General features: G+C 68.8%; 15 protein-coding genes and 2 tRNA genes. 10 read left to right on the top strand and 7 right to left on the bottom strand.

What is annotated here, in order from left to right; translation table 11 throughout:
• The first annotated feature begins 564 nt into the window (after positions 1 to 564).
• Both glpD and glpK read left to right on the top strand, forming a co-directional pair.
• Complete coding sequence (gene glpD / locus MKK51_RS22350; protein WP_243981067.1) at positions 565 to 2073, top strand: glycerol-3-phosphate dehydrogenase; 1509 nt, start codon at positions 565 to 567, stop codon at positions 2071 to 2073.
• 136 nt (positions 2074 to 2209) lie between these two features.
• Positions 2210 to 3715 carry a glycerol kinase GlpK gene (glpK, locus tag MKK51_RS22345; RefSeq protein ID WP_243981065.1) on the top strand — a complete coding sequence of 502 codons (1506 nt, stop codon included), beginning with the start codon at positions 2210 to 2212 and terminating at the stop codon, positions 3713 to 3715.
• A 56-nt stretch (positions 3716 to 3771) separates the two neighbouring features.
• Here glpK and MKK51_RS22340 read toward each other — a convergent pair.
• Positions 3772 to 3845: transfer RNA gene (locus tag MKK51_RS22340), tRNA-Cys, on the bottom strand.
• 206 nt (positions 3846 to 4051) lie between these two features.
• Between MKK51_RS22340 and MKK51_RS22335 the strand changes: the two genes are divergently transcribed.
• From MKK51_RS22335 to MKK51_RS22305, 7 genes are all read left to right on the top strand, one after another.
• Positions 4052 to 4127 (top strand) — tRNA-Asn (locus MKK51_RS22335).
• 367 nt (positions 4128 to 4494) lie between these two features.
• Positions 4495 to 5796, top strand: coding sequence for a glycosyltransferase family 4 protein (locus MKK51_RS22330; RefSeq protein ID WP_243981063.1), 1302 nt, complete (start codon positions 4495 to 4497; stop codon positions 5794 to 5796).
• 398 nt (positions 5797 to 6194) lie between these two features.
• Positions 6195 to 8411, top strand: a complete 2217-nt coding sequence (locus MKK51_RS22325) for a polysaccharide pyruvyl transferase family protein (protein WP_243981056.1) — start codon at positions 6195 to 6197, stop codon at positions 8409 to 8411.
• 211 nt (positions 8412 to 8622) lie between these two features.
• Positions 8623 to 9936, top strand: coding sequence for a glycosyltransferase family 4 protein (locus tag MKK51_RS22320; RefSeq protein WP_243981053.1), 1314 nt, complete (start codon positions 8623 to 8625; stop codon positions 9934 to 9936).
• A gap of 71 nt (positions 9937 to 10007) precedes the next feature.
• Positions 10008 to 11009 (top strand): NAD-dependent epimerase/dehydratase family protein, encoded by a 1002-nt coding sequence (locus MKK51_RS22315; RefSeq protein ID WP_243981052.1) that lies wholly within the window; start codon positions 10008 to 10010, stop codon positions 11007 to 11009.
• A 148-nt stretch (positions 11010 to 11157) separates the two neighbouring features.
• Positions 11158 to 11400, top strand: a complete 243-nt coding sequence (locus MKK51_RS22310; RefSeq protein ID WP_243981050.1) for a hypothetical protein — start codon at positions 11158 to 11160, stop codon at positions 11398 to 11400.
• A gap of 408 nt (positions 11401 to 11808) precedes the next feature.
• Complete coding sequence (locus tag MKK51_RS22305; RefSeq protein ID WP_243981048.1) at positions 11809 to 13563, top strand: outer membrane beta-barrel protein; 1755 nt, start codon at positions 11809 to 11811, stop codon at positions 13561 to 13563.
• An 87-nt stretch (positions 13564 to 13650) separates the two neighbouring features.
• On the opposite strand, the gene MKK51_RS22300 is transcribed toward MKK51_RS22305, so the two are convergent.
• From MKK51_RS22300 to MKK51_RS22275, 6 genes are all read right to left on the bottom strand, one after another.
• Positions 13651 to 14244 carry an AprI/Inh family metalloprotease inhibitor gene (locus MKK51_RS22300; RefSeq protein WP_243981046.1) on the bottom strand — a complete coding sequence of 198 codons (594 nt, stop codon included), beginning with the start codon at positions 14242 to 14244 and terminating at the stop codon, positions 13651 to 13653.
• Between the two features lie 159 nt (positions 14245 to 14403).
• Positions 14404 to 15657, bottom strand: a complete 1254-nt coding sequence (locus MKK51_RS22295) for a cytochrome P450 (protein WP_243981044.1) — start codon at positions 15655 to 15657, stop codon at positions 14404 to 14406.
• A complete protein-coding gene (locus MKK51_RS22290; RefSeq protein ID WP_243981042.1) occupies positions 15654 to 16949 on the bottom strand; it encodes an NAD(P)/FAD-dependent oxidoreductase in 1296 nt (431 codons plus the stop codon). The genes MKK51_RS22295 and MKK51_RS22290 overlap by 4 nt, the downstream gene beginning before the upstream one ends.
• Complete coding sequence (locus MKK51_RS22285) at positions 16946 to 17188, bottom strand: ferredoxin (protein WP_243981040.1); 243 nt, start codon at positions 17186 to 17188, stop codon at positions 16946 to 16948. Before MKK51_RS22285 ends, MKK51_RS22290 begins: the two co-directional genes overlap by 4 nt.
• Before the next feature lie 81 nt (positions 17189 to 17269).
• Positions 17270 to 17782, bottom strand: a complete 513-nt coding sequence (locus MKK51_RS22280; protein ID WP_243981038.1) for a GNAT family N-acetyltransferase — start codon at positions 17780 to 17782, stop codon at positions 17270 to 17272.
• Positions 17779 to 18606, bottom strand: a complete 828-nt coding sequence (locus MKK51_RS22275; protein ID WP_243981029.1) for a DUF3750 domain-containing protein — start codon at positions 18604 to 18606, stop codon at positions 17779 to 17781. The genes MKK51_RS22280 and MKK51_RS22275 overlap by 4 nt, the downstream gene beginning before the upstream one ends.
• Positions 18607 to 18784: 178 nt before the next feature.
• On the opposite strand from MKK51_RS22275, the gene MKK51_RS22270 reads away from it, so the two are divergent.
• Entirely contained in the window at positions 18785 to 20905 is a 2121-nt protein-coding gene (locus MKK51_RS22270; RefSeq protein WP_243981430.1) for a TonB-dependent receptor, read from the top strand.
• Positions 20906 to 21038 lie beyond the last annotated feature (133 nt).

The following is a 21038-nucleotide window of genomic DNA, read 5'->3' as shown; positions in this document are numbered from 1 at the left end:
GGGCCGGAAGCGTAGTGAGCGCTTCCGAACGAGGTTGTTCGCATAAGGCACTGTTCCTGTCCGGTCAACCACCCGGATGATGCCAAACGGAGCGATCGCGCGAAGGGCATGGATCCCGGTGGTGCGTTTGGCAGGATTCGTTTGGCAGGATTCTTTGGCAGGATTCAGGGAGTGCCCGTCACGTCGGAGCGGCCTGCGGTCTGCGCGTCCGGGCGACGCATGCGCACGCTGCGGCGCGCCGGCCTGCCGAAGCGCGCGAGATCGAGGTCGAGGCAGACGTGCGGGTCGTCCGGCGCGCGCGTGGACCGGATGCATGGCGGCCGATCGGCTGCCGGTCGAAGGGATAAGGGATCGTGCCGCAACGTCGGCCCGGCGACACGCGCGTGCCGTTCCGCCGGACGCGAAAACCGCTTGAGGCCCGACGACTTCTCGTGTCGTCTCGATCCGGGCCGGTCGCCGGACCTCTTCGATCCCGCGTTTCTCCGGCGCGGGCATCGCGACGGCGGCGGCCGGTCTTCTCCCTTCGTCGGGAGGGTTTTGGGGACGCGTGAGGGAGGTCACGGATTGGACGCGAGCGATTACGATCTCCTCGTCATCGGCGGCGGCATCAACGGCGCGGGCATCGCGCGCGATGCGGCCGGGCGCGGTCTTCGGGTCCTGCTCTGCGAGCGCGGGGATCTTGGCGAGTTCACCTCGTCCTCCTCCACCAAGCTGATCCACGGCGGCCTGCGCTACCTCGAGCATTACGAGTTCCGGCTGGTGCGGGAGGCTTTGGCCGAGCGCGGGCGCCTGCTGCGGCTGGCGCCCCACATCATCTGGCCGCTGCGTTTCGTCCTGCCGCATGACGAGGGCCTGCGCCCCGCCTGGATGCTGCGGCTCGGGCTGTTCCTCTACGACCACCTCGCCCGCCTGCGCGCCCTGCCCGGCTCCGCGTCGGTGGCCCTGCGACGCTCGGATGTCGGCCTGCCGCTGCAGCCGCGTCTGACGCGGGGCTTCGCCTATTCGGATTGCTGGGTCGAGGACAGCCGCCTCGTGGTGCTCAACGCCATGGATGCGCGCGAGCGCGGGGCCGAGATCCGGACGCGGACGGCCGTCGAATTGGCTCATCGCCACGGGACATCCTGGGCCGCCACGATCCGCGACGTCGCGACCGGACGCCGGGAGACCGTGCGGGCGGGGATGATCGTCAATGCGGCGGGCCCCTGGGTGAGCGAGACCCTGGGCCTCACCCTCGGCCTCGCCAGCCGGTCGGCGGTCAGGCTCGTCAAGGGAAGCCACATCGTCGTCGGCAAGCTCTACGACGGCGCGCACGCCTACATCCTGCAGCAGCCCGACGGGCGCATCGTCTTCGCGATTCCCTACGAGGGCGCCTTCACCCTCATCGGCACCACCGACGTGCCCCATGCCGGGGAACCGGGCCCGGTCCGCATCACCGAGGACGAGACCCGCTACCTCTGCGACTGTATCAACCGGTCGTTCCGGGCCCGGATCGGCCCCGACGACGTGGTCTGGAGCTTCTCGGGCGTGCGCCCGCTCTTCGACGATGCCGCCGCGAACGCCTCCGCCGTCACCCGCGACTACGTCCTCGACGTCTCCGACCGGGATGGCCGCCTGCCCGTGCTCTCGGTCTTCGGCGGCAAGATCACCACCTACCGGCGCCTGGCCGAACACGCTCTGGGGAAGCTCGCTCCCTATCGGTCCGGGATGAAGCCCGCCTGGACCGGCGACGCGGTCCTGCCGGGCGGCGACATGCCGGGTGCCGATTTCGAGCGGTTCCTCGCCGACCTCCTGGCGCGGCGGCCCTTCCTGCCGCCGACGGTGGCGCGGCGCCTGGCCCGGGCCTACGGCACCCGGACGGACGAGCTGCTCGGCACGGCCCGGACCTTCGCCGATCTCGGGACGGCTTTCGGGGAAGGGCTCACCGAGGCCGAGGTGGAGTATCTGATCGAACGGGAATGGGCGCGCAGCGCGCCCGACATCCTCTGGCGCCGCTCGAAGCTTGGCCTGCACCTGCCGCCCGAGGGACGGGCGCGGCTCGACGCCTATATGGAAGCCAAGCCCGAGGCGGCCTGACCGGGGACGCGCACCAGCGAAGCGGGTTCGCGTTGGCGAGCCGACGCTTCACCTTGCTTCGCTCTTTGCTGTGTCGCAGGTTTTTATCGCAGAACCGGGGGCCACTTCTGCGAAACCTGCTCAGGGGGAGACGGCCATGTCGCGCTATGTCGGGGCGATCGATCAGGGCACGACCAGCACGCGCTTCATCGTCTTCGATCGCGGCGGCGCGATCATCGCGGTGGCCCAGCGCGAGCACGAGCAGATCTATCCCTGCCCCGGCCATGTGGAGCACGACGCCAACGAGATCTGGCGCAACACCCGGACCGTGATGCGCGAGGCCCTGGAGACGGCGGGGCTGCAGCCTTCGGACCTCGTCTCCATCGGCATCACCAATCAGCGCGAGACCACGCTGATCTGGGATCGGGCCACCGGGCGCCCGCTCCACAACGCCCTGGTCTGGCAGGATACGCGGGTGGACGGGCTCGTGGCCGAGTTCGCCCGCGACGGCGGCAAGGATCGGTTCCGCGCGGTCACCGGGCTGCCGCTCGCGAGCTACTTCTCCGGTCTCAAGCTCGCCTGGCTCCTCGACCGGGTGCCCGGTGCCCGCGCGGCGGCCGAGGCCGGGGATGTCCTGTTCGGCACCATCGACACCTGGCTCGTCTGGAACCTCACCGGCGGCCCGCAGGGCGGCCTGCACGTCACCGACGCGACCAATGCCAGCCGCACCCAGCTCATGGCCCTCGACACCCTCGACTGGGATGCCGCCATGATCTCGGCCTTCGGCATTCCACGGGCGATGCTGCCGGGGATCGTCTCGTCGAGCGCGGTCTACGGCGAGACGCGGGGTGCCCTCTCTGGGGTGACGATCGCCGGCATCCTCGGGGACCAGCAGGCGGCCCTGTTCGGTCAGGCCTGCTTCTCGCCCGGCGAGGCCAAGAACACCTACGGCACCGGCTGCTTCGTGCTGATGAATACCGGGACGGTTCCGGTGCCCTCTACCTGCGGCCTCGTCACCACCCTCGCCTACCGTCTCGGCGACGCGGCACCGGTCTACGCGCTCGAAGGCTCCATCGCCATCACCGGCGCCCTGGTTCAGTGGCTGCGCGACAATCTCGGTCTCATCCGGGACAGCGCCGAGATCGAGCCCCTCGCCCGCACGGTGGAGGACAATGGCGACGTCTATTTCGTGCCGGCCTTCTCGGGTCTCTACGCGCCGCATTGGCGGGAGAGCGCGCGCGGCATCATCGCCGGCCTCACCCGCTACGCCAACAGGGGCCACATCGCCCGGGCCGCCCTGGAGGCCACCGCCTACCAGACCCGTGAGGTCATCGAGGCGATGGAGACGGATTCGGGAATTGCGATCACGGAACTGCGGGCCGATGGCGGCATGGTCGGCAACGACCTCCTGATGCAGTTCCAGGCGGATCTCCTCGCCGTGCCGGTGCTGCGGCCGAAGGTGACGGAGACCACGGCGCTGGGCGCCGCCTACGCGGCGGGCCTCGCTACGGGATACTGGGCCGGCCCCGGCGACCTCGTGGCCAATTGGGGCGTCGACCATCGCTGGCACCCGCGGATGGACGAGGACCGGCGCAACCGGCTCTATGCCGCCTGGGGCAAGGCGGTGACGCGCTCGTTCGGATGGACCGAGCCGACGGGATAAGGCGCACCGGCCATGACCGGGCACGCGCTCCTCAAGGTCGGGGATCGGGAAAGATTTGGAGGCCTCGCCCGGAATCGAACCGGGGTGCAAGGATTTGCAGTCCTCTGCGTAACCACTCCGCCACGAGGCCTCTGCCACATCCCATCGAGGAAGGAATGGCGCCTCCGGGTCGGGCGGTCGATCCGGGGTGACCGGTCTCTTACAGAGCCCTGGCCTCGTCCGCAACGGGGATTCCGCGCCACGAGGCCAAAGCGGGGCGAGGCCGTAAACAAAGCCGACAAATCTGCGAACAGGCCTTGCGTCCCGCCAAAGCCGTGTGTAGAGACCCCGCCGTGGTCCCCGATAGCTCAGTTGGTAGAGCAAGCGACTGTTAATCGCTTTGTCGTAGGTTCGAGTCCTACTCGGGGAGCCAAATACCTTCTCCGGTCCCCGGCTGTGCCGGACGAGACGTGGGATGAGGGTCACGGACCTCTTCGTATCAAGCACCACCGCGCCCGCCGGAAGGCCTGCCATCGGGATGGATCGGGCGTTTGGATTTCGCCTGATCGGCTATGCGCGGTCGGTGCGATGCATTAGCGTCGACCAGCAGTGGGATACGGTCATAGTTTCGACGCGTCGTGCACGCACTTGGCCGCAGCGTTTTTGAATGGCGAGGCGTTCCGAACGATGGCAAGAATCGCTGACTCCGGGGGCGGTCAGAGAAAGATGCATGTCATGCGGCGATGCTTGGCCATCGTTGGAACCAAAATGCAGGTTCCATGACAGTTTCGAACATTCTGATGGACTATACGGATCTGGTGTCCTTCTTCAAAAGAGGGCTACCGATCACGGGGATTCAGCGCGTCGTCTACGAGATCACCAGCGCGATCCAGGCAGACGATCTCGACTGCGTCATCACCCCCATCGGCATCACGCCCTTCAAGCGGCGGCTCGCACCCATCAGTGCTCGGATGCTGGAGCTGATCGAGGCGTATGGCCGAACCAACACCGTCCAGGGCCGCTCTCTCGTCGCCAAGGCGGTGGAGGAGCTGAGCTATGTCCGCATCTTCAAGAACCAGCCGGCGGCGGCGGCCGACAGTTCCATGCCCCGGTCGGCTCCGTGGCTGGTCATGCTCGGGGCGAGCTGGTCGCGCTCGAACTATGCCGGCATCGTCAGCGCGCTGAAAAGCGCCGACATCTCCTGTCGCAAGGCGGTTCTCGTCCACGACATGCTGCCGATCGAGCGCCCGAAGCTCACGTTCCGCTCGGCCCACGCGACGTTCAAGCGCTGGATCGACCTCGTGCTCGAGACCGCGGATGTGATCTTCACGCCGTCCCGCGCCACCGCGGAGGCCCTCATCGCCTATCAGGGGTTCGATTGCGGGCGGATCGTGACGCTCGACTTCGGTGTGTCCCAGATCGGCGACAACACCCCACCGAAGCCGTTGAAGGTGAAGGAACCCTACATCCTCTACGTCTCGTCGGTGCATCCGCGAAAGAATCACCGCGTCGCCATCAAGGCTTGGTCGCTGGCCTTCAAGGGCAACGAGCAGGCTGCCCCGAGCCTCGTCTGCGTCGGGCACAGCAAGCGCAAGAAGCGCATGTTGCTGCGCGCCATCGTCAGGCGGACGCCGTTGGCGCGGAAGCTCCACTTTCTCGCCAAGGTCGACGATCTGGCGCTGCGGACCCTCTACAAGAACTGCCAGATGTTCGTGTTTCCCTCGCGATACGAGGGCTGGGGCCTTCCGGTGGCCGAGGCCCTGAGCTTCGGCAAGTTCGGCATCGTCTCGAAGACCACCTCCCTGCCCGAGGTCGGTCAGCATTTCGTCGATTACGCCCCCTCTCACATGCCGAGCGAATGGGCCGCCAAGATCAGGACCTACGCCACCGATCCCGAGTTGCTGAGGGAGAAGGAGCGCGAGATCGACAGGAACTACCGGCCCGCCACCTGGACGGAGACCGGCCGGCAGATCATTGCGGCCCTAAATCGGGTGGACGAGGGGGCAAAGACCGCCCGAGTCGCCAATCGCCCCGCCCCGCCCCGCCGCGTCGTCTCCCCTTCGGGCGCGGCGAGGCAGCGCGTCCCACAAACCATGCCGTGACGGCGCTCGTCGCCGCCCGGCCTGTCACCGGCCAGAGCGAGACCGACGGCACCCCGCGGTTTCGTCGATGCCGCGACATCCCGCCCTGGACACCCCGCGGAATCCGCCTTAATCAGGCGCACCAATGACTTGGGAGGATTGGCGGACTTGGCATCCGGGCCATCGCATGCAGGATGGCCGCGGTGTCCGCCGGCGGGACGGGCTCGGCGATTGCGTCGGGCTGCTGAAGATATAATCACTCGAGCGTCGATGGCATTTTGTGCGCAGCCCTTGTTCACGGCTGCGGTGGGACGAATCCGCGAGCGTCGGTCGTGGCGATGCCGGCGGATTTGAATCGTACCATCACGATACGATCATTGTTTTCGTTTTAGAGAATCCAAGAACCAAGGACGTGATCTATGGCGACATCCATCACCCGGTACGTGCGTGAGAAAGGCGAGATTCCGCTGGCCTGGGCCGGTTCGACCCTGGACATGAACTATCTCAACTTCGGCGACGCTCTGAGCCCGGTGATGATCGCGCTGCTCTCCGGCAAGCCGATCCGCAGGGCGCCGATGAAGTCGTTCGCGCCTCGCCTGTCCTGCGTCGGTACGATCGGTCATGGTTTCGCCAACGGCGAGGTCTGGTTCTGGGGCACGGGCTGCTCGAACTGGGCCAACCCTTCCGCTCCGGCAGCCGAGAAGAAGCCCTTCGTCCCGTCCGCGGAGTCGCATTTCACCGTGACCGCCACCCGTGGTCCGGTCTCGGAATCGCTGCTCTCGGCCAAGACCCTCTCGCATGCCGTCCCCTACGGCGACCCGGTCTGGCTGCTGCCCCGTTTCTACAAGCCGACCGTCAAGAAGCGCTACAAGCTCGGCGTCATCCTCCACCTGTCGGAACTCGCCAACCGCGAGATGGAGGCGGTGCCACGCAAGGAGATCGCGCGGTTCAGGATTCCCGCCGAACTCGCCGACGACATCCATCTCATCACGACCGTCACCGAGCTGCATGTGGGCGCGCTTCAGTCGAAGATCGACGAGATCCTGTCCTGCGAGCGCATCGTCTCCACCAGCCTCCACGGGATGGTGATCGCGGAATCCTACGGCATTCCCTGCCTGTATTTCGCGCCGAGCCTGAGCAAGGACGGGCTGCAGTCGGTGGAGCTCACCCCCGGTGGCGACGTCGACCTGCGCATCGTCGATCTCTATACCGGCCTCGGCCTGCCGAAGATCGACGTCTACAACCAGCCGCGGCCCAAGCCGAGCGACTGGCCCGCGATCATGAAGGCCATCGACCAGAGCTGGTCCCCGAAGAGCTTCGACGGCGATGCCCTGATCAATGCCTTCCCCGTCGACCTGAGCCCGATTTCCGCTGCGCCCGGCGAGACGATCTGGGAGCACAAGGCGCTCACCGACCTGAAGCTCCGCCACGATGTCGGCGAGCTGAACCGCCTCGACCGCAAGGAATTCCCGGGAGGTGCCAAGGCGGCCGCCGCCCGATTTCCTGACGAATCTCCCAAAGGCGCTTCCAAAGCCGCTGCGAGAGCTGTGGCCGACAAGACTGTCTCCGAGCCGTCTGGCGAAGATGCTGCCCTGGCCGCCGGGGCGAAGCTAGAAAAAAAAAAGAGCTCCGTCGCTCTCCTGAAGCGCATTAAATCGACCCTGCCGCCCGGCTCGGTGCCCCTGGCCTGGGCGGCCAGTTCGCAGAAGTTTCCCTACGCCAATTTCGGTGACGCGCTCAGTGCCGTCATGGTCGCCGCCATCTCCGGGCGCGTCGTGCGGCATGCGGCCTTCGACAGCAAGTCCGAGCGCCTCGTCGCGGTCGGAACCATCGGCCACGCCATCAGCAACGGCACGGTGCACATGTGGGGCACCGGTCTCGATGCCCAGCGCTGCCCGGGCAGCCCGAACCCGGCGCCCTACCAGCGCCCGGCGGGAACCGACTTCCACGTCCATGCCGTGCGCGGCCCCAAGACCGGTGCCGTGCTGAGGGCGCAGGGCATCGCGGTGCCGGAGATCTACGGCGATCCGGTCTACCTGCTGCCCAAGTTCTGGCCCATGGACCATGTGGCGAAGACCCACGAGATCGGCGTCATCGTCCACCTGACCGAGCTCGCCTCCCAGGATCCCGCCGCCACCGTTCTCGACGTGATGACGCGCTACGGCATCCCACCCGAGCGCAAGGGCGATATCCGGATCATCAACACGATCACCGAACGCGACGCGCCCTCCCTGCGCGCCAAGGTCGAGGAGATCGTGTCCTGCCGGCACATCCTCTCCACCTCGCTTCACGGCCTCGTCATCGCGGAATGCTACGGCATTCCCAGCGCCTGGTTCGCCACCTATGGCCAGGGTGAGGGCCGTGAGCTCAAGCTCGACGACGACGAGGAGAAGGTCGATCACCGGGTGCGGGATTTCTATCTCGGCGCCGGCGTGACCCGCCTCAACGCCTTCTGCCTGGAGCGGCGCGCCAAGCCCGAATGGGACAAGGCCCTCGACTGGATCAAGGCCACCTGGCGGCCCCTGACCTACTCGCCCCAGGCGCTGTTCGAGGCCTTTCCGCTGCCGAAGGCGGTCGAATTCGAGGCGACGCCCTGGCCGGTGGAGCCGAAGGTGCTCAAGGCGCTCAAGTTCTAGGCGTCCGGCCCCACGGGACGCATCCTATCGTCGAGGCCACGCGGCGATCGAGAAGAGCCGAACCTCGTCCTCCCGCAGGCGTCAGCGCTCGAGGAGGAACGGAGTTCGGACGGCACGAGGCCGAGCCATCGGCGCGTGAGATCGCATGTGGTCCGAGTCTTTCATTCCTGTCGCCAACGACCCACCGCAGAACCATCCGAGGAAGTCCGGAATGCCGAAAAGTGTGATGTTGGATGGGTACAATCTCGGCCTGGAGAAGGGGACCGGCGTCGCCACCTACGCCCGCAACCTGAGCTACGAGCTGCACGAGCTCGGCTACCGGACCGACGTCCTGTACGGGACCCGCGCCTCGCCGGGCCTCGACCCCCTCCTGCGCGAGATCTCGTTCTTCGATCCGGCGGTGGGCATCCCGCCCCAATGGCTCGTGATCCTGCGCTATCTCCGCGACCAGCTCACCTCGCCCCTCGGGCGGCGCGCGGTGAAGGTGCCGATCACCGGCACCGTCATCAGCAAGACGTTCGAAGCGCGGATGCCGTATTTCGACCAGATCTGGAACAGCGTGAACCTGTTCGACGTCGCGCTCTCCTACTTCAAGACCTACAACCGCACCCTGCGCGTCAGCGGCCTGCGCACGCCCGACATCATGCACTGGACCTATCCTCTGCCGATCCGGATCCCGGGCGCCAAGAACATCTACACCCTGCACGACCTCGTTCCCCTGCGCCTGCCCTTCACCACCGGCGACATCAAGCGGCGCTACCTGCGCCTGATGCGGCGCATCGTGAAGGATGCCGACCACATCGTCACCGTGTCCGAGACCTCGCGCCGCGACATCATCAACCTGCTCGGTTGCCCCGAGCATCGGATCACCAACACCTACCAGTCGGTGGAAATCCCGAAGAAGTTCGCCGAGAAGCCCGAAGACGTGGTCCGCCGCGAGATCGAGGGCGCGTTCGGCCTGCCCTACAAGGGCTACTTCCTGTTCTTCGGTGCCATCGAGCCGAAGAAGAATGTCGGCCGCCTCGTCGAGGCCTATCTCGCGAGCCAGGTCTCGGCGCCTCTCGTCATCGTCGGCGGCGCGGCCTGGAAATCGGATATCGAGTTCAAGTTCATCAATCCGGCGACGAACTCGTATCTCGAGCAGATCGACAACATGACCTACCAGCGCGACCGCATCCGGCGGTTCGACTACGCGCCGTTCTCGCTCCTCGTCAGCCTCATCCGCGGCGCCAAGGGCGTGGTGTTCCCCTCCCTCTACGAAGGCTTCGGCCTGCCCGTGCTGGAGAGCATGCTGCTCGGCACCCCGGTCATCACCTCCAAGGAGGGCTCGACGCCGGAGGTCGCCGGCGACGCCGCCCTGCTGATCAACCCCTACGACGCCCGCGACATCGCCGACGCGATCCGCGCGGTGGATTCGGATGCGGACCTGCGCGGGCGCCTCTCCGAGATGGGCAAGGTCCAGGCGGCAAAATACAGCCCCGAGATCTATCGCGGGCGCCTCAAGGAGCTCTACGAGCGACTCTGAACGGACCTTTCCGGATCGCCGCCGGCCTCGTCGGCAGGCGGTCCGGGCGACGGTGAGGCCTCGACCCGACCATGGCGATTCTCGTGACCGGAGCCGCGGGCTTCATCGGCTACCATGTGGCCGATCGGCTGCTCGCGCGTGGCGAGACGGTCATCGGCATCGACAATCTCAACGACTACTATTCCGTCGCGCTCAAGCGTGACCGGATCGCCGATATCGCGACGCGCCGGGGCGAGGCGTTCCGCTTCCTGCCCGTCGACTTCTCCGATCACGAGGCCCTGGACAGGGGCCTGGAGGGGCATGGGATCGATCGGATCGTCCATCTCGGCGCCCAGGCCGGGGTGCGCTACTCCATCGAGAACCCGCGCGCCTACGTCCAGGCCAACGTGGTGGGACACCTCAACATCCTGGAATTCGCGCGCCACCGGGGCGTGGCGCACCTCGCCTATGCCTCGTCCTCCTCGGTCTATGGCGGCAATACCTCCCTGCCCTTCCGGGTCGAAGATCGGGTCGACCATCCGGTCTCGCTCTATGCCGCCACCAAGAAGGCGGACGAGCTGATGAGCGAGACCTACGCCCATCTCTATCGCCTGCCCCAGACGGGCCTGCGCTTCTTCACCGTCTACGGGCCCTGGGGACGGCCCGACATGGCCCTGTGGCTGTTCACCAAGGCCATCTTCGCGGGTGAGCCGATCCGCGTGTTCAACGACGGCGCGATGCGCCGCGACTTCACCTATATCGACGACATCGTCGCCGGCGTCCTCGCCTGCCTCGACACGCCGCCCCCCGATGACGGCGCGGAGAAGGCCGGCGGGAGCCATGCGCCGCACCGGCTCTACAACATCGGCAACAACACGTCCGTGCCGCTCCCGCGCATGATCGACGTGCTGGAGGAGGCCTGCGGGCGCCCGGCGATCCGCCGGTCCGAGCCGATGCAGCCCGGCGACGTGAGGGAGACCTATGCCGATCTCGGCGCCATCGCCCGCGACCTCGGCTATGCCCCGACGACGCCGATCGAGGTCGGCATCCCGGCCTTCGTGCGCTGGTTCAGGGCCTATCACCGGCTCGACTGACGCGACCCGGGCGGCCAGCTTCCGCCGAGGCGCCGATCCGCGGCGGGACGGTCGCCCTCCCCCATATGGGGGATGGCAGGACGGAGCGGGACGGTAGTGTTTCCGTGATCCCGGGCCGCGCTCTCGCCCAGCACCATGGGGAACGGAGATGTTCGTCGATTGCCGTATCACCGACGATCTCCGTTCCGATGACCGGAGCCCCGACAGGTGGACCGTCTTCGACACCAAGACCGGTCGGCCGGCATGGGTGAAGGGTCTGCGACAGGCCGGGCTTGCCTTCGCGGAGGCCGACGCCCTCGTCGACACGTTGAACGCCATGGAACGCGCGGCACCGGGATCGTCGGTGACGTGGTCGGACCGTCCGAGTGGGCCGCTCTTCGCCTCCGTGTGAACCGCTCGCCCTACCTACCGGTTTCGCCCTGGCGGCGGTCTGATACCACTTCGTCGCTTCGGGCAGACCTGATGCTTGGCCCGGCCTGGGCGGAGGCCGGCCGCCACCGTCGCCTGGCGCCGGCCTCTCCGCGTCGTCGGTCGCTGGGCGTGGCCTTCACCCTCTCGATGCCGCCGTCTTAAGACAACGCTAACCCTGTTCTTTTACCACGTTGAGGTCGGCGAGGAGCCGTCCCGATGTGATGGCGGTGCGTGGTGAACGTATGCGATCCCCTGGGGCGATCTTCGGCCGCCGCGTCCGTCGCGCCGGTCCGGGATGCGCGAAGGGACGTCCGTGAAACATCCCGGGCAGCGGTCCTGTCGCGCACACCGCTCGAGGCGGGGACCCGCGGAGAGACACCCGTCCGTGATGCGTGCAGGGCCGATCGCAGGATGGCGCAGGAGGGGGCTTCACGGCCTGATCCTGACGGCCGCCGTCGCCCTGCCCGGAAGCCGGGCCGAGGCTCAGTCGAGCCCGGCGCCGCGGCCCGCCGCATCGACCTTCGGCAGCACGAATCCGTCCTCGGCCACGGGGGCCGGGAGTACGGGCGGCCCGACCCTGCGGGGCAGCGGGGCCTCCGGCGACGCATCCACCGGCGCCGCCTCCCCGAGCGACGGCGCTTTTTCGCAGACCGATGACGGTTCGGCCGGCACCCCCGCCCCGCGGCGCTCCCTCGCTCCCGTCGCGCGTCCGGCCACGAGCGCCGGCAACAACAGCAATCCCACCGATCTCCTGCGCCTGCGCGCGATCCCGCCGCGCCGCTTCGGCTTGTCGACGGCGCGGCCCGTCCGCTCCATCGTGCAGACGCCGCCGCCGGACCTTCGCCTCACCCCGGTGATCCGCAACGCCGTCGTCGGTGCGCCGCTTCCGACCCCCTCGCCCGTCCCGCCCTCTGCGCCGTCCCTGACCCTGCTGCCGCTGGCCGGGATCGGCACGCCGGGCGCCTTCCTCGGCGCGGCCCTGCGCAGGCCGCTCGTGGTGGACGAGGCCTATGCCCCCCTCGGCATCAAGCTCGGGACCTTCACCTTCCTGCCGGTGTTCCAGCAGAGCGTCGGCTACGACACCAATCCGGACCAGATCACCGCCAACCGCGCCAAGGGGTCGCTCGCCCTGCGCACCGAGGGCGAACTCGCCTTCCGCAGCGACTGGTCCTCGCATGAACTCGCGGGCGAACTCCGCGGCGGCTATCTCGATTTTCCCGACAACCAAGCCGCCAGCCGGCCCAACGGCGCGGGCACCGTTCGCCTGCGCCTCGACGCAAACCGCAGCACCACCCTCGACGTGGAGACCCGCTTCCTCGTCGAGACGCAGCGGCCGGGCTCGCCGGACATCAACGCCACGCTGTCGAACCGCCCGATCGTGGCGAGCTACGGCACGACGATCGGCGTCACCGAGACGTTCAACCGGCTGCAGGTCTCCCTGCGCGGCCTCATCGACCGGTCGGAGTTCGAGAACGCGACGCTCTCCAACGGGGCGATCCTGAACCAGAGCGACCGCAACCTGAACCAGTACGGCCTGAGGCTGCGCGCCTCCTACGAGATCTCGCCCGTCATCTCGCCCTTCGTCGATGTCCTGGCCGATACCCGCGTCTACGACCTGCGCACCGATTCCAACGGCATCCGCCGGAATTCCGACGGCATCACGGTCACGGGCGGTGCCCGCGTGGCGCTCACCCGCTTCGTCAGCGGCGAGGTCTCGGCGGGCCTCCAGCACCGGACCTATGTCGATCCGGGCCTGAAGGACCTCACCGCCCCGATCGTCAACGCGGCCCTGATCTGGACGGCGAGCCCGCTCACCACCGTGCGGCTCAACGCGGCCACCGGCATCATCGAGACCGCCGTCCCGGGATCGAGCGGCGTGCTGACCCAGGCGGTGACGCTCGAGGTGCAGCACGACCTGTTGCGCAACCTGTCGATCACGCTGGGCGGCGGCTATCTCGCCAGCGACTACGATCGGGTCAACATCACCGAGCGCGGCTTCTCGGCCACCGCCCGGCTCGATTACCGCTTCAACCGCTGGCTCTCCCTGCGCGGCAGCTACATCTACCAGCAGATCGACAGCACCTCCGCCGGGTCGAGTTTCAGCGCCAATACCTGGCTGCTGGGGCTGCGGGTCACGCCCTGACGGGCCGGGCCGGAGTGTGCGGTCGCTCCCTGAAATTCAGCAACGGCAGGCCTTTGAGCGGGCTTCGCGATGTGACGCCGTAGGCGTTTACCGCGCCAGGGCCAGGGAGGCTCCGGACTTGGAGAGCGCTCCGTCCAGCGCGCCGCCCCCCTGGCGCAGGCGGGCCGTCACGGTGCCGCCGGGCTGGTAGAGATAGACCTCGCCGTCGCGATAATCCCAGGCGGTGACCTTCGCCAGATCCTTGTTGGCGCAGCCGGAGGCGTTGGCCTTGTAGAGGTCGAGGGCCGGGGCGCTCGACAGGGAGACCTTGCAGGTCGCGCCCGTGGCGTCCCTGGCGTTCCAGCTTCCCACCACCGAGGAGCGTCCGCTCGACACGACCGGCGGAGCCGGCGGCGGCACGTAGACCGGTTCGGCGACGACCGGGGCGGGCGCGGCGGCCACGTCCGCACCCACCGGAGGCGGGGCATCCACGGGAGCGGCGCTGGCGCCGGGCGGGGGCGCGAGGGGAGCGGAGGTCACCGGGCCGGCGGGCATGGCCGGGGCGACCGGCTCGAGGGCGGCCTGGGCGCCGAGGCCGGCGCGGCTGCCGCGGCTCGGCCCGTCGAGGCGCGACGAGCTGCAGGCTCCGAGGCCTGCGGCAAGGGCGACGAGGGCAACGGTCGACAGGAACTGACGCGGCATCGATCTCTCTTCCCGGCGGGGACTTCGGCAATGGCCGTTGCGTCACCGCCAATTGCGCTGACGGCAAGGCAATGCGGAAGGCCCGAGAGGGGAAAGACGTATCGCCCTGGCTTTTCGGACACGGTGTGGCGGCAAGGCCTCAATCGCGTCCGCGCGACCTCAGCGCCGGGGCGCGACCCCGTCGATGGCGAGCCGGAGATGCATGGGGCCGCGCAGGGCCGCCCCCGAGCGATAGGGCGGCGGATCGTCGATGAGTCGCGGATGGACGAGGCGCTGCGCCAGCGCCACCAGGGCCGCTTCGGCTTCGAATCTGGCGAGCGGCGCGCCCGCGCAGTAATGCAGCCCGCCGCCGAAGCCGAAATGGCGGATGTTGGGGCGGTCCGGATCGAACCGGTCGGGGTCCCGGAACACCGCCGGGTCGCGATTGCCGGAGGCGAGGAGGAGCACGATGTCGGCGCCCTCCGGGATGGTGGTGCCGGCGATGTCGATGGCGCTCAATGCTGTCCGTGTCCGGAAATGCACCGGCGGGTCGTAGCGCAGCATCTCCTCGATGAGACGCGGGGCGAGGTCCGACTCGCCGGCGAGTCGCGCCAGGATGTCGGGATGGCGCACCAGCGCCAGCATGCTGTTGGCAATGAGATTCACGGTGGTCTCATGGCCGGCCACCAGCAGCAGGATGGCGGTGGCGATGAGGTCGACCTCGCCCATCCCCGCTCCGCCGTTCTTGCCCGATTCGCCGCTCATGCCGGACAGCATGTCGTCCTGCGGATGCCGGCGCTTCTCCTTGATCAGGCCGCGCATGTAGGTGGAGATCTCGTCGAAGGTGGTGATGTTCTTGGCGCGTGCCTCCGCGTTGCCGAGATTGTCCGGTTCGAGGGCCGAGGCGAGCTGCGTCGCCCAGCCGTGGAATTGCGGTTCGTCCTCCGGCGGCACGCCGAGCATCTCGCAGATCACCGTGACGGGGAGCGGATAGGCGACGTCGCAGACGAGATCGAGGCGCGAGGCATCCCTTTGTTTGTCCAGGAGATCGGCCACGAGGTCATGCGAGCGACCGCGCATGGCGTGGACCCGCTGATGGGTGAACTGCCCCATCACCGCCATCCGCAGCCGGTCATGGTCCGGCGGATCGCGGAAGATGAACGGGCGGTGGGTGTTGGTGAGGTGGTCCTTGACCGGATTGACGATCCAGTCCGAGAGCGGGTTGCCGGTCCGCGGGCGCTCGCTCGGCGGCAGGGTCTCCGAACTGATCCGCGGATCGTGGAGCAGGCTCGTGATCGCCGCATGGGTCGAGACCACATAAGTGCCGTCGTCCTGGCGCGAGACCGGCGTCTCGCGCAGGCGGGCGTAGAGCGGATAGGGATCGGCCCGGTTGGCCTCGTCCTTGACCGCCTCGAACAGGCGTCCGGCCTTCATGACGATGTCCGTTCCTCTGGAAAACCGGGCGGCAGCACCGCGAGACCGTGCAGGTCGACCCCGACGCGGATCGGCGGAAATGGGGCGCGGGCTGCGATCTGCTCCGCATAGGCGGGGAGCCAGCGCCCTGAATCGAAGGACAATGCGGCGATGCAGCGGCCCTTGGCGCCGTAGACCACGACGAAGCGGCCTTCCTTCGGGGTCCCCTGCGCGAAGACCATGGCATCCGCCCCTTCGGTGAGACCCACCGACTTGATCGTGACACCGCCCTGCGAGGACCAGAAGGCGGGCATCTCGGCATAGGCCGCCCCCGTCTCCGCTCCGGCCAGCAGACGCCCCGCATGGTCGCCCTGCGCCACGGCGTGACCCCAATGTTCGAGGGCGACCGGGCGGCCGTCGTAGAGCGGATGGGGAAAGCGCGCCACGTCGCCGGCGGCGGCGATGGCCCTGTCGGGGCGTCCCTCCGCGTCGAGGACATAGCCGGCCCCGTCGCAGAGCACGCCGTCGGGACCGGCATCGAGACCGGAGCCGCTGAGCCATTTGGTGTTGCGCACGGCACCCAAGGCCACCACCACGAGGTCGGTCTCCACGGTACCGCCGTCCTCGAGGATGGCGCGGACCACCCGGCCCGACGCATCGCCCTCGAGCCGCGCGACCTTGGTCCGGCTGCGCAGGTCGACGCCGAGGGCCCGGTGCAGGGCGGCGACGATCTCGCCCACCGGCTGTCCGAGGATCCGGGCGAGGGGCGCCGGTCCCGGGTCGATCAGGGTGACGGCGCGGTCGAGGGCCCGGCAGGAGGCCGCGACCTCGCAGCCGATGAAACCCGCGCCGATGATCAGGACGCGTTTCGGGCCGGCGTCGAGAGCCCGTCGCAGGGCGGCGGCATCGTCGCGCCCGCGCAGGGTATGGATCCCGGCAAGGCCCGCCTCGGCCGGATTCGGCCAAGATCGGGCGCGTGAACCGGTGGCGATGAGAAGCCGGTCGTAGGACAGGCTGGCACCGTCGGCGAGGCGGACCTCGCGGGCCTCCCGGTCGAGGCCGATGGCGGCGACACCGAGCCGCCATTCGGCATCCAGGGCATGGAGGTTCGGCAGAGACGTCGCCTCGGGCGCGATGTCCCCGGTGAGGACGGCTTTCGAGAGCGGCGGCCGGTCGTAGGGACGATGCGGCTCATCGCCGATCAGGGTGAGGCGGCCCGCAAAGCCCGCGCGGCGCAGGGCTTCGGCTCCGCGCAGGCCGGCGAGGGACGCGCCGACCACCACCGCATGCCCTTCGGCAGGGATGCCCGTCATCGGCCTTGCCGCTCCGGATCCTCGACGCGGATCGCCTGGACCGGGCAGGACACCCGCGCCCGCTCGATGGCGAGACGGTCGGATGCCGAGGGTGCGGGGTCGTAGAACAAGGCCTCGCGCCCATGCAGCACGAAATGCTCCGGCGCCGCGTAGCAGCACTGGGCATAGGCCTGGCATCGGTTGAGATCGACGGTGACGCGCAGGGGCGAGCCGGTCGGCGGCGGTGGGAGATCGGGCATGGGGCTCGCTGAAGACGTTGCGCGACAAGGCGCTCGGGCTGCCGATGTTCCGTCCGGGCACCGTGGCGTGGCGTCCGACCCCTACGAATCCCGGTGCGCCCCGAGCGTCCGGTGCATCACCAGGGCATCGACCAGCCCGAGGCTCGGGTGCCGGAACGCCTCGGGCAGGCGGGCGATCTGCGAGAAGCCGAGGCTCTCCCACAGGGCCACCGCGCGGGTGTTGCTGGCGACGACGAAGTTGAACTGCATGGCGAGGAAGCCCTGGCCGGTGGCAGTGTCGATCGCGTGCTGTCCCATGGCGCGGGCGATCCCGCGACCCACCGCATCGGGATGGGTCATGAACCCGGCATTGGCCACATGGGCTCCGCCGCCCTGCTGGTTCGCCTTCAGCATGGAGGTGCCGAGCACCCTGCCCCCGTCCACGGCGACGAAGACCTGGTTTGCCGGGGCGAACCAGTAGGCCAGCATGGCCTCGCGCGAGCCGTCGCGGGGCAGCGCATAGGTCTCGCCCGCCCGGATCACCGGCTCGAGGATGGACCAGATCGCATCGGCGTCGCCGGGTTCCGCCGGGCGGATGAGGAAGTGTGTCGTCATACCGTTCCGATCCTCCCCCAGCCTGGGAGTTTGATCGCCGGGCGGCGCAGGTCGAGCCCCGCGACGAGACCGAGGAGGTTCACCTCGATGCCCTCGACCCAGCCGACGGTGAGCCCGGCATAGCCACCCAAGGTCAACCGGATGCCGGTGCCGCTCGGCGTGCGCTCGACGATGCGACCCGGCGGCGCCCAGTCCTTGCCCAGGGCCGTCGGCGGCAGGGTCACCCATGGCTCCGGCAGGCGGGCAAGCACATGGGCGGTGAAGCTGTTGGAGTTCGGCCCGGGCCAGGCCTGATAGGTGCCGAGCGCCCGGTAGGGATAATCGGCCACCGCCGCCCGGATCGCCGGGATGGCGCGGGCCGCGTCGTCACCGTCGAGGGCGAGGACGGTCTGCGGATCGTTGCCGAACCAGCGTCCGTCCGCGGCCCAGCCGTCCGTGCGGACCGGCATCCCCCAGCCGACCACGTCGTAGCGCGTGTAGCGGGCGGCACCGTCCGCCTTCACCACGATCCAGCTGTGATGGGCGAAGATCCCGCGCCAGCGCCCGACCCGAGCCGCATAGACCCGGACGAGGGCCGGGTCCGACGCACGGGGCGGGCGCAGCAGCCCGGCGCTCGACCAGTCGGCCACGGACCAGTCCGCCGCGCCACCGCCCCGCGCCATCCACCACAGGGCATGGCTGCCGAGCGGCAGAAGGAACAGGCCGAGCAGGAGGAGGCCGAGGACGCGGAGGCTCGCGCCGAGGAGGGAGAGGGAGATCACGACAGGGATCTTTGCCCGCGCGTGGCCTCGCGCAAGCGCCGCCTTCGTCGCAGCCACGGTCATCGCGCCCGCCACCCGGCGTTCCGGCGATGATGCGCATCGGCCACAGTCGGGGCTCAACCGCGGCGCGGCTGACATCCCCCCTTGCCGCGTGAGACAGGCTCAGTAATGAAACATTATAACGTAGTGGTTTCGGGGCGTGACGCGGATGAGACGATCGAGGATCTGGCTGGCCGGGACCATGCTGTCCGGCGCGGGCCTCACATCCGGTGCGATGATCGCCCCCGCGGCGGCCCAGCAGGCCGAGGCGACGCTCTCCGAGCTGAGCGTGACCTCCGCGAGCCCGATCCTCCCCGCCCCCGGCCCTTCCGCCGCAGGGGGCTTTTCCGCCGGCGTGCTGCCGGTCGTCGGCGACAGCCTCTCCCCCGTCACGGTGGTCACCCGCTCGGAGATCCAGCGCAGCCAGCCCCGCACCCTCGGCGACGCCCTCTCCGACCGCCCCGGCATCTCGTCCTCGACCTATGCGCCCGGAGCGGCTTCGCGGCCGATCATTCGCGGTCTGGACAATGCCAGGGTGCGGATCCAGGAGAACGGCATCGTCAATGGCGGCGTGTCCGATCTCGGCGAGGACCATGCGGTGCCGGTCAATCCGCTCACCGCCGACCGGATCGAGGTGATCCGGGGCCCCGCGACCCTGCGCTACGGCTCGCGCGCCATCGGCGGGGTGGTCTCGTCCGAGAACAACCAGGTGCCCACCTTCATCCCGGCCCGGGGCGTCTCCGGCCAGGTCACCACCGGCTATTCCAGCGTCGATAACGGACGGCTCGGCGCGGCGAGTGTCGATGCCGGGGCCAACGGCATCGCGGTCCATGCCGACGGTTTCAAGACGGCCACCGATTCCTACGCCATTCCCGGCGGCATCCAGCGCAACTCGGCCACCGAGACGCAGGGCGGCTCGATCGGGATCTCGGCCATCGGCGACCGCGGCTTCCTCGGCGTGTCGTTCAGCCATTACGAGGCGATGTACCAGATCCCCGGAGGCGAAGCGGAGGAGTCCCGCACGCGACTGACTCCGAATCAGGACCGCGTGCTCGCCCGCGGCGAGTACCGGCCGCTCCAGGGACCGTTCGAGGTCCTCCGGTTCTGGGCCGGCGGGTCGGTCTACCGCCATGAGGAGATCGGTCTCGCGCATCAGGAGTCCGGAGGAGCGGGCGGCCTCGAGGGCGTGCAGGCGATCTTCAAGAACCGCGAGGTCGAGGCCCGGTTCGAGGCGCAGCACGTGCCGGTCGTCACCGCGCTCGGCACCCTGACCGGCGCGGTCGGCCTGCAGACCGGCCGGCGCGTCCTCAATTCGCAGCTCGAAAGCTTCCTGCCGCCCACGGAATCGCGTTCCCTCGCCACCTACCTGTTCGAGGAACTGGCGGTCGGAGGCGGCCTGCGCTTCCAGGCGGCGGGCCGGATCGGGAACGACCGGCTCAACAGCACCGCCACGCTGTTCCCTGCCGATTACCTGCCCAACGGTACCGATCCGTCGAGCTTTGCGCTGACGCGCCGCTTCGCCCCCAAGAGCCTCAGCTTCGGCGCGCTGCAGGACTTGCCCTACGGGTTCGTGGCGAGCGTCAACGGCTCCTATGTGGAGCGCGCGCCCACCAGCTACGAGCTGTTCTCGCAGGGGCCGCACGATGCCACCGCGACCTTCGAGATCGGTGACCCGACCCTGAAGCTGGAGCGTGCCCGCACGATCGAGCTCAGCGTGCGCCGGGCCGACGGCCCCCTGCGCCTGGACGCCACCGGATACGTCACCCGCTATACCGGCTTCATCTACCGCCGGGATACCGGCAACCGCTGCGACGACGATTTCGCCTCCTGCGGCAGCGGCGACGAGTTGCGCCAGATCGTCTATTCGCAGGCCAACTCGACCTTCTACGGCGCCGAGATCGGCGCACAGCTCGACATCCTTCCCGTCGGTGACGGCTGGGCCGGACTCGAGGCGCAATACGATTTCGTGCGGGCGCAGTTCGACGACGGTTCCTACGTTCCCCGCATTCCCCCCCATCGCCTGGGCGGCGGTGCCTTCCTGCGGGCGAACGGCTGGTTCGGCCGCGTGAACCTGCTCCACGCCTTCGACCATACCGAGATCGCTCCGTTCGAGACCCTCACGCGGGGCTGGAACGATCTGCGCGCCGAACTGGCGTACACGCAGTCCCTCGATCCGGTGATCTACGGGGCCAGTGAGGTCACGGTGGGGCTCCAGGGACGCAACCTCCTCGACGACGACATCCGCAACTCGGCCTCGTTCAAGAAGGACGAAATCCTGCTGCCCGGCCGCAACGTCCGGCTGTTCCTGACGGCGAGGTTCTGAAGCCCGACCGTTCCCGCCGGGGACCGGGATGGTCTCGCACCGCACCGTCCCACGCCGTGTCGGACAGTTAACTGCCCGCACGACGGCAAACCGTGCTAGAACACGGCCAACCCCGCACGAACCCGTGCCCTGG

The organism is Methylobacterium sp. E-045, from assembly GCF_022829685.1.
In the GTDB taxonomy this organism is placed as follows: Bacteria; Pseudomonadota; Alphaproteobacteria; order Rhizobiales; family Beijerinckiaceae; genus Methylobacterium.
The sequence above is the reverse complement of the archived record's forward strand: the minus strand, read 5'-3'. Positions and strand labels throughout refer to the sequence as shown.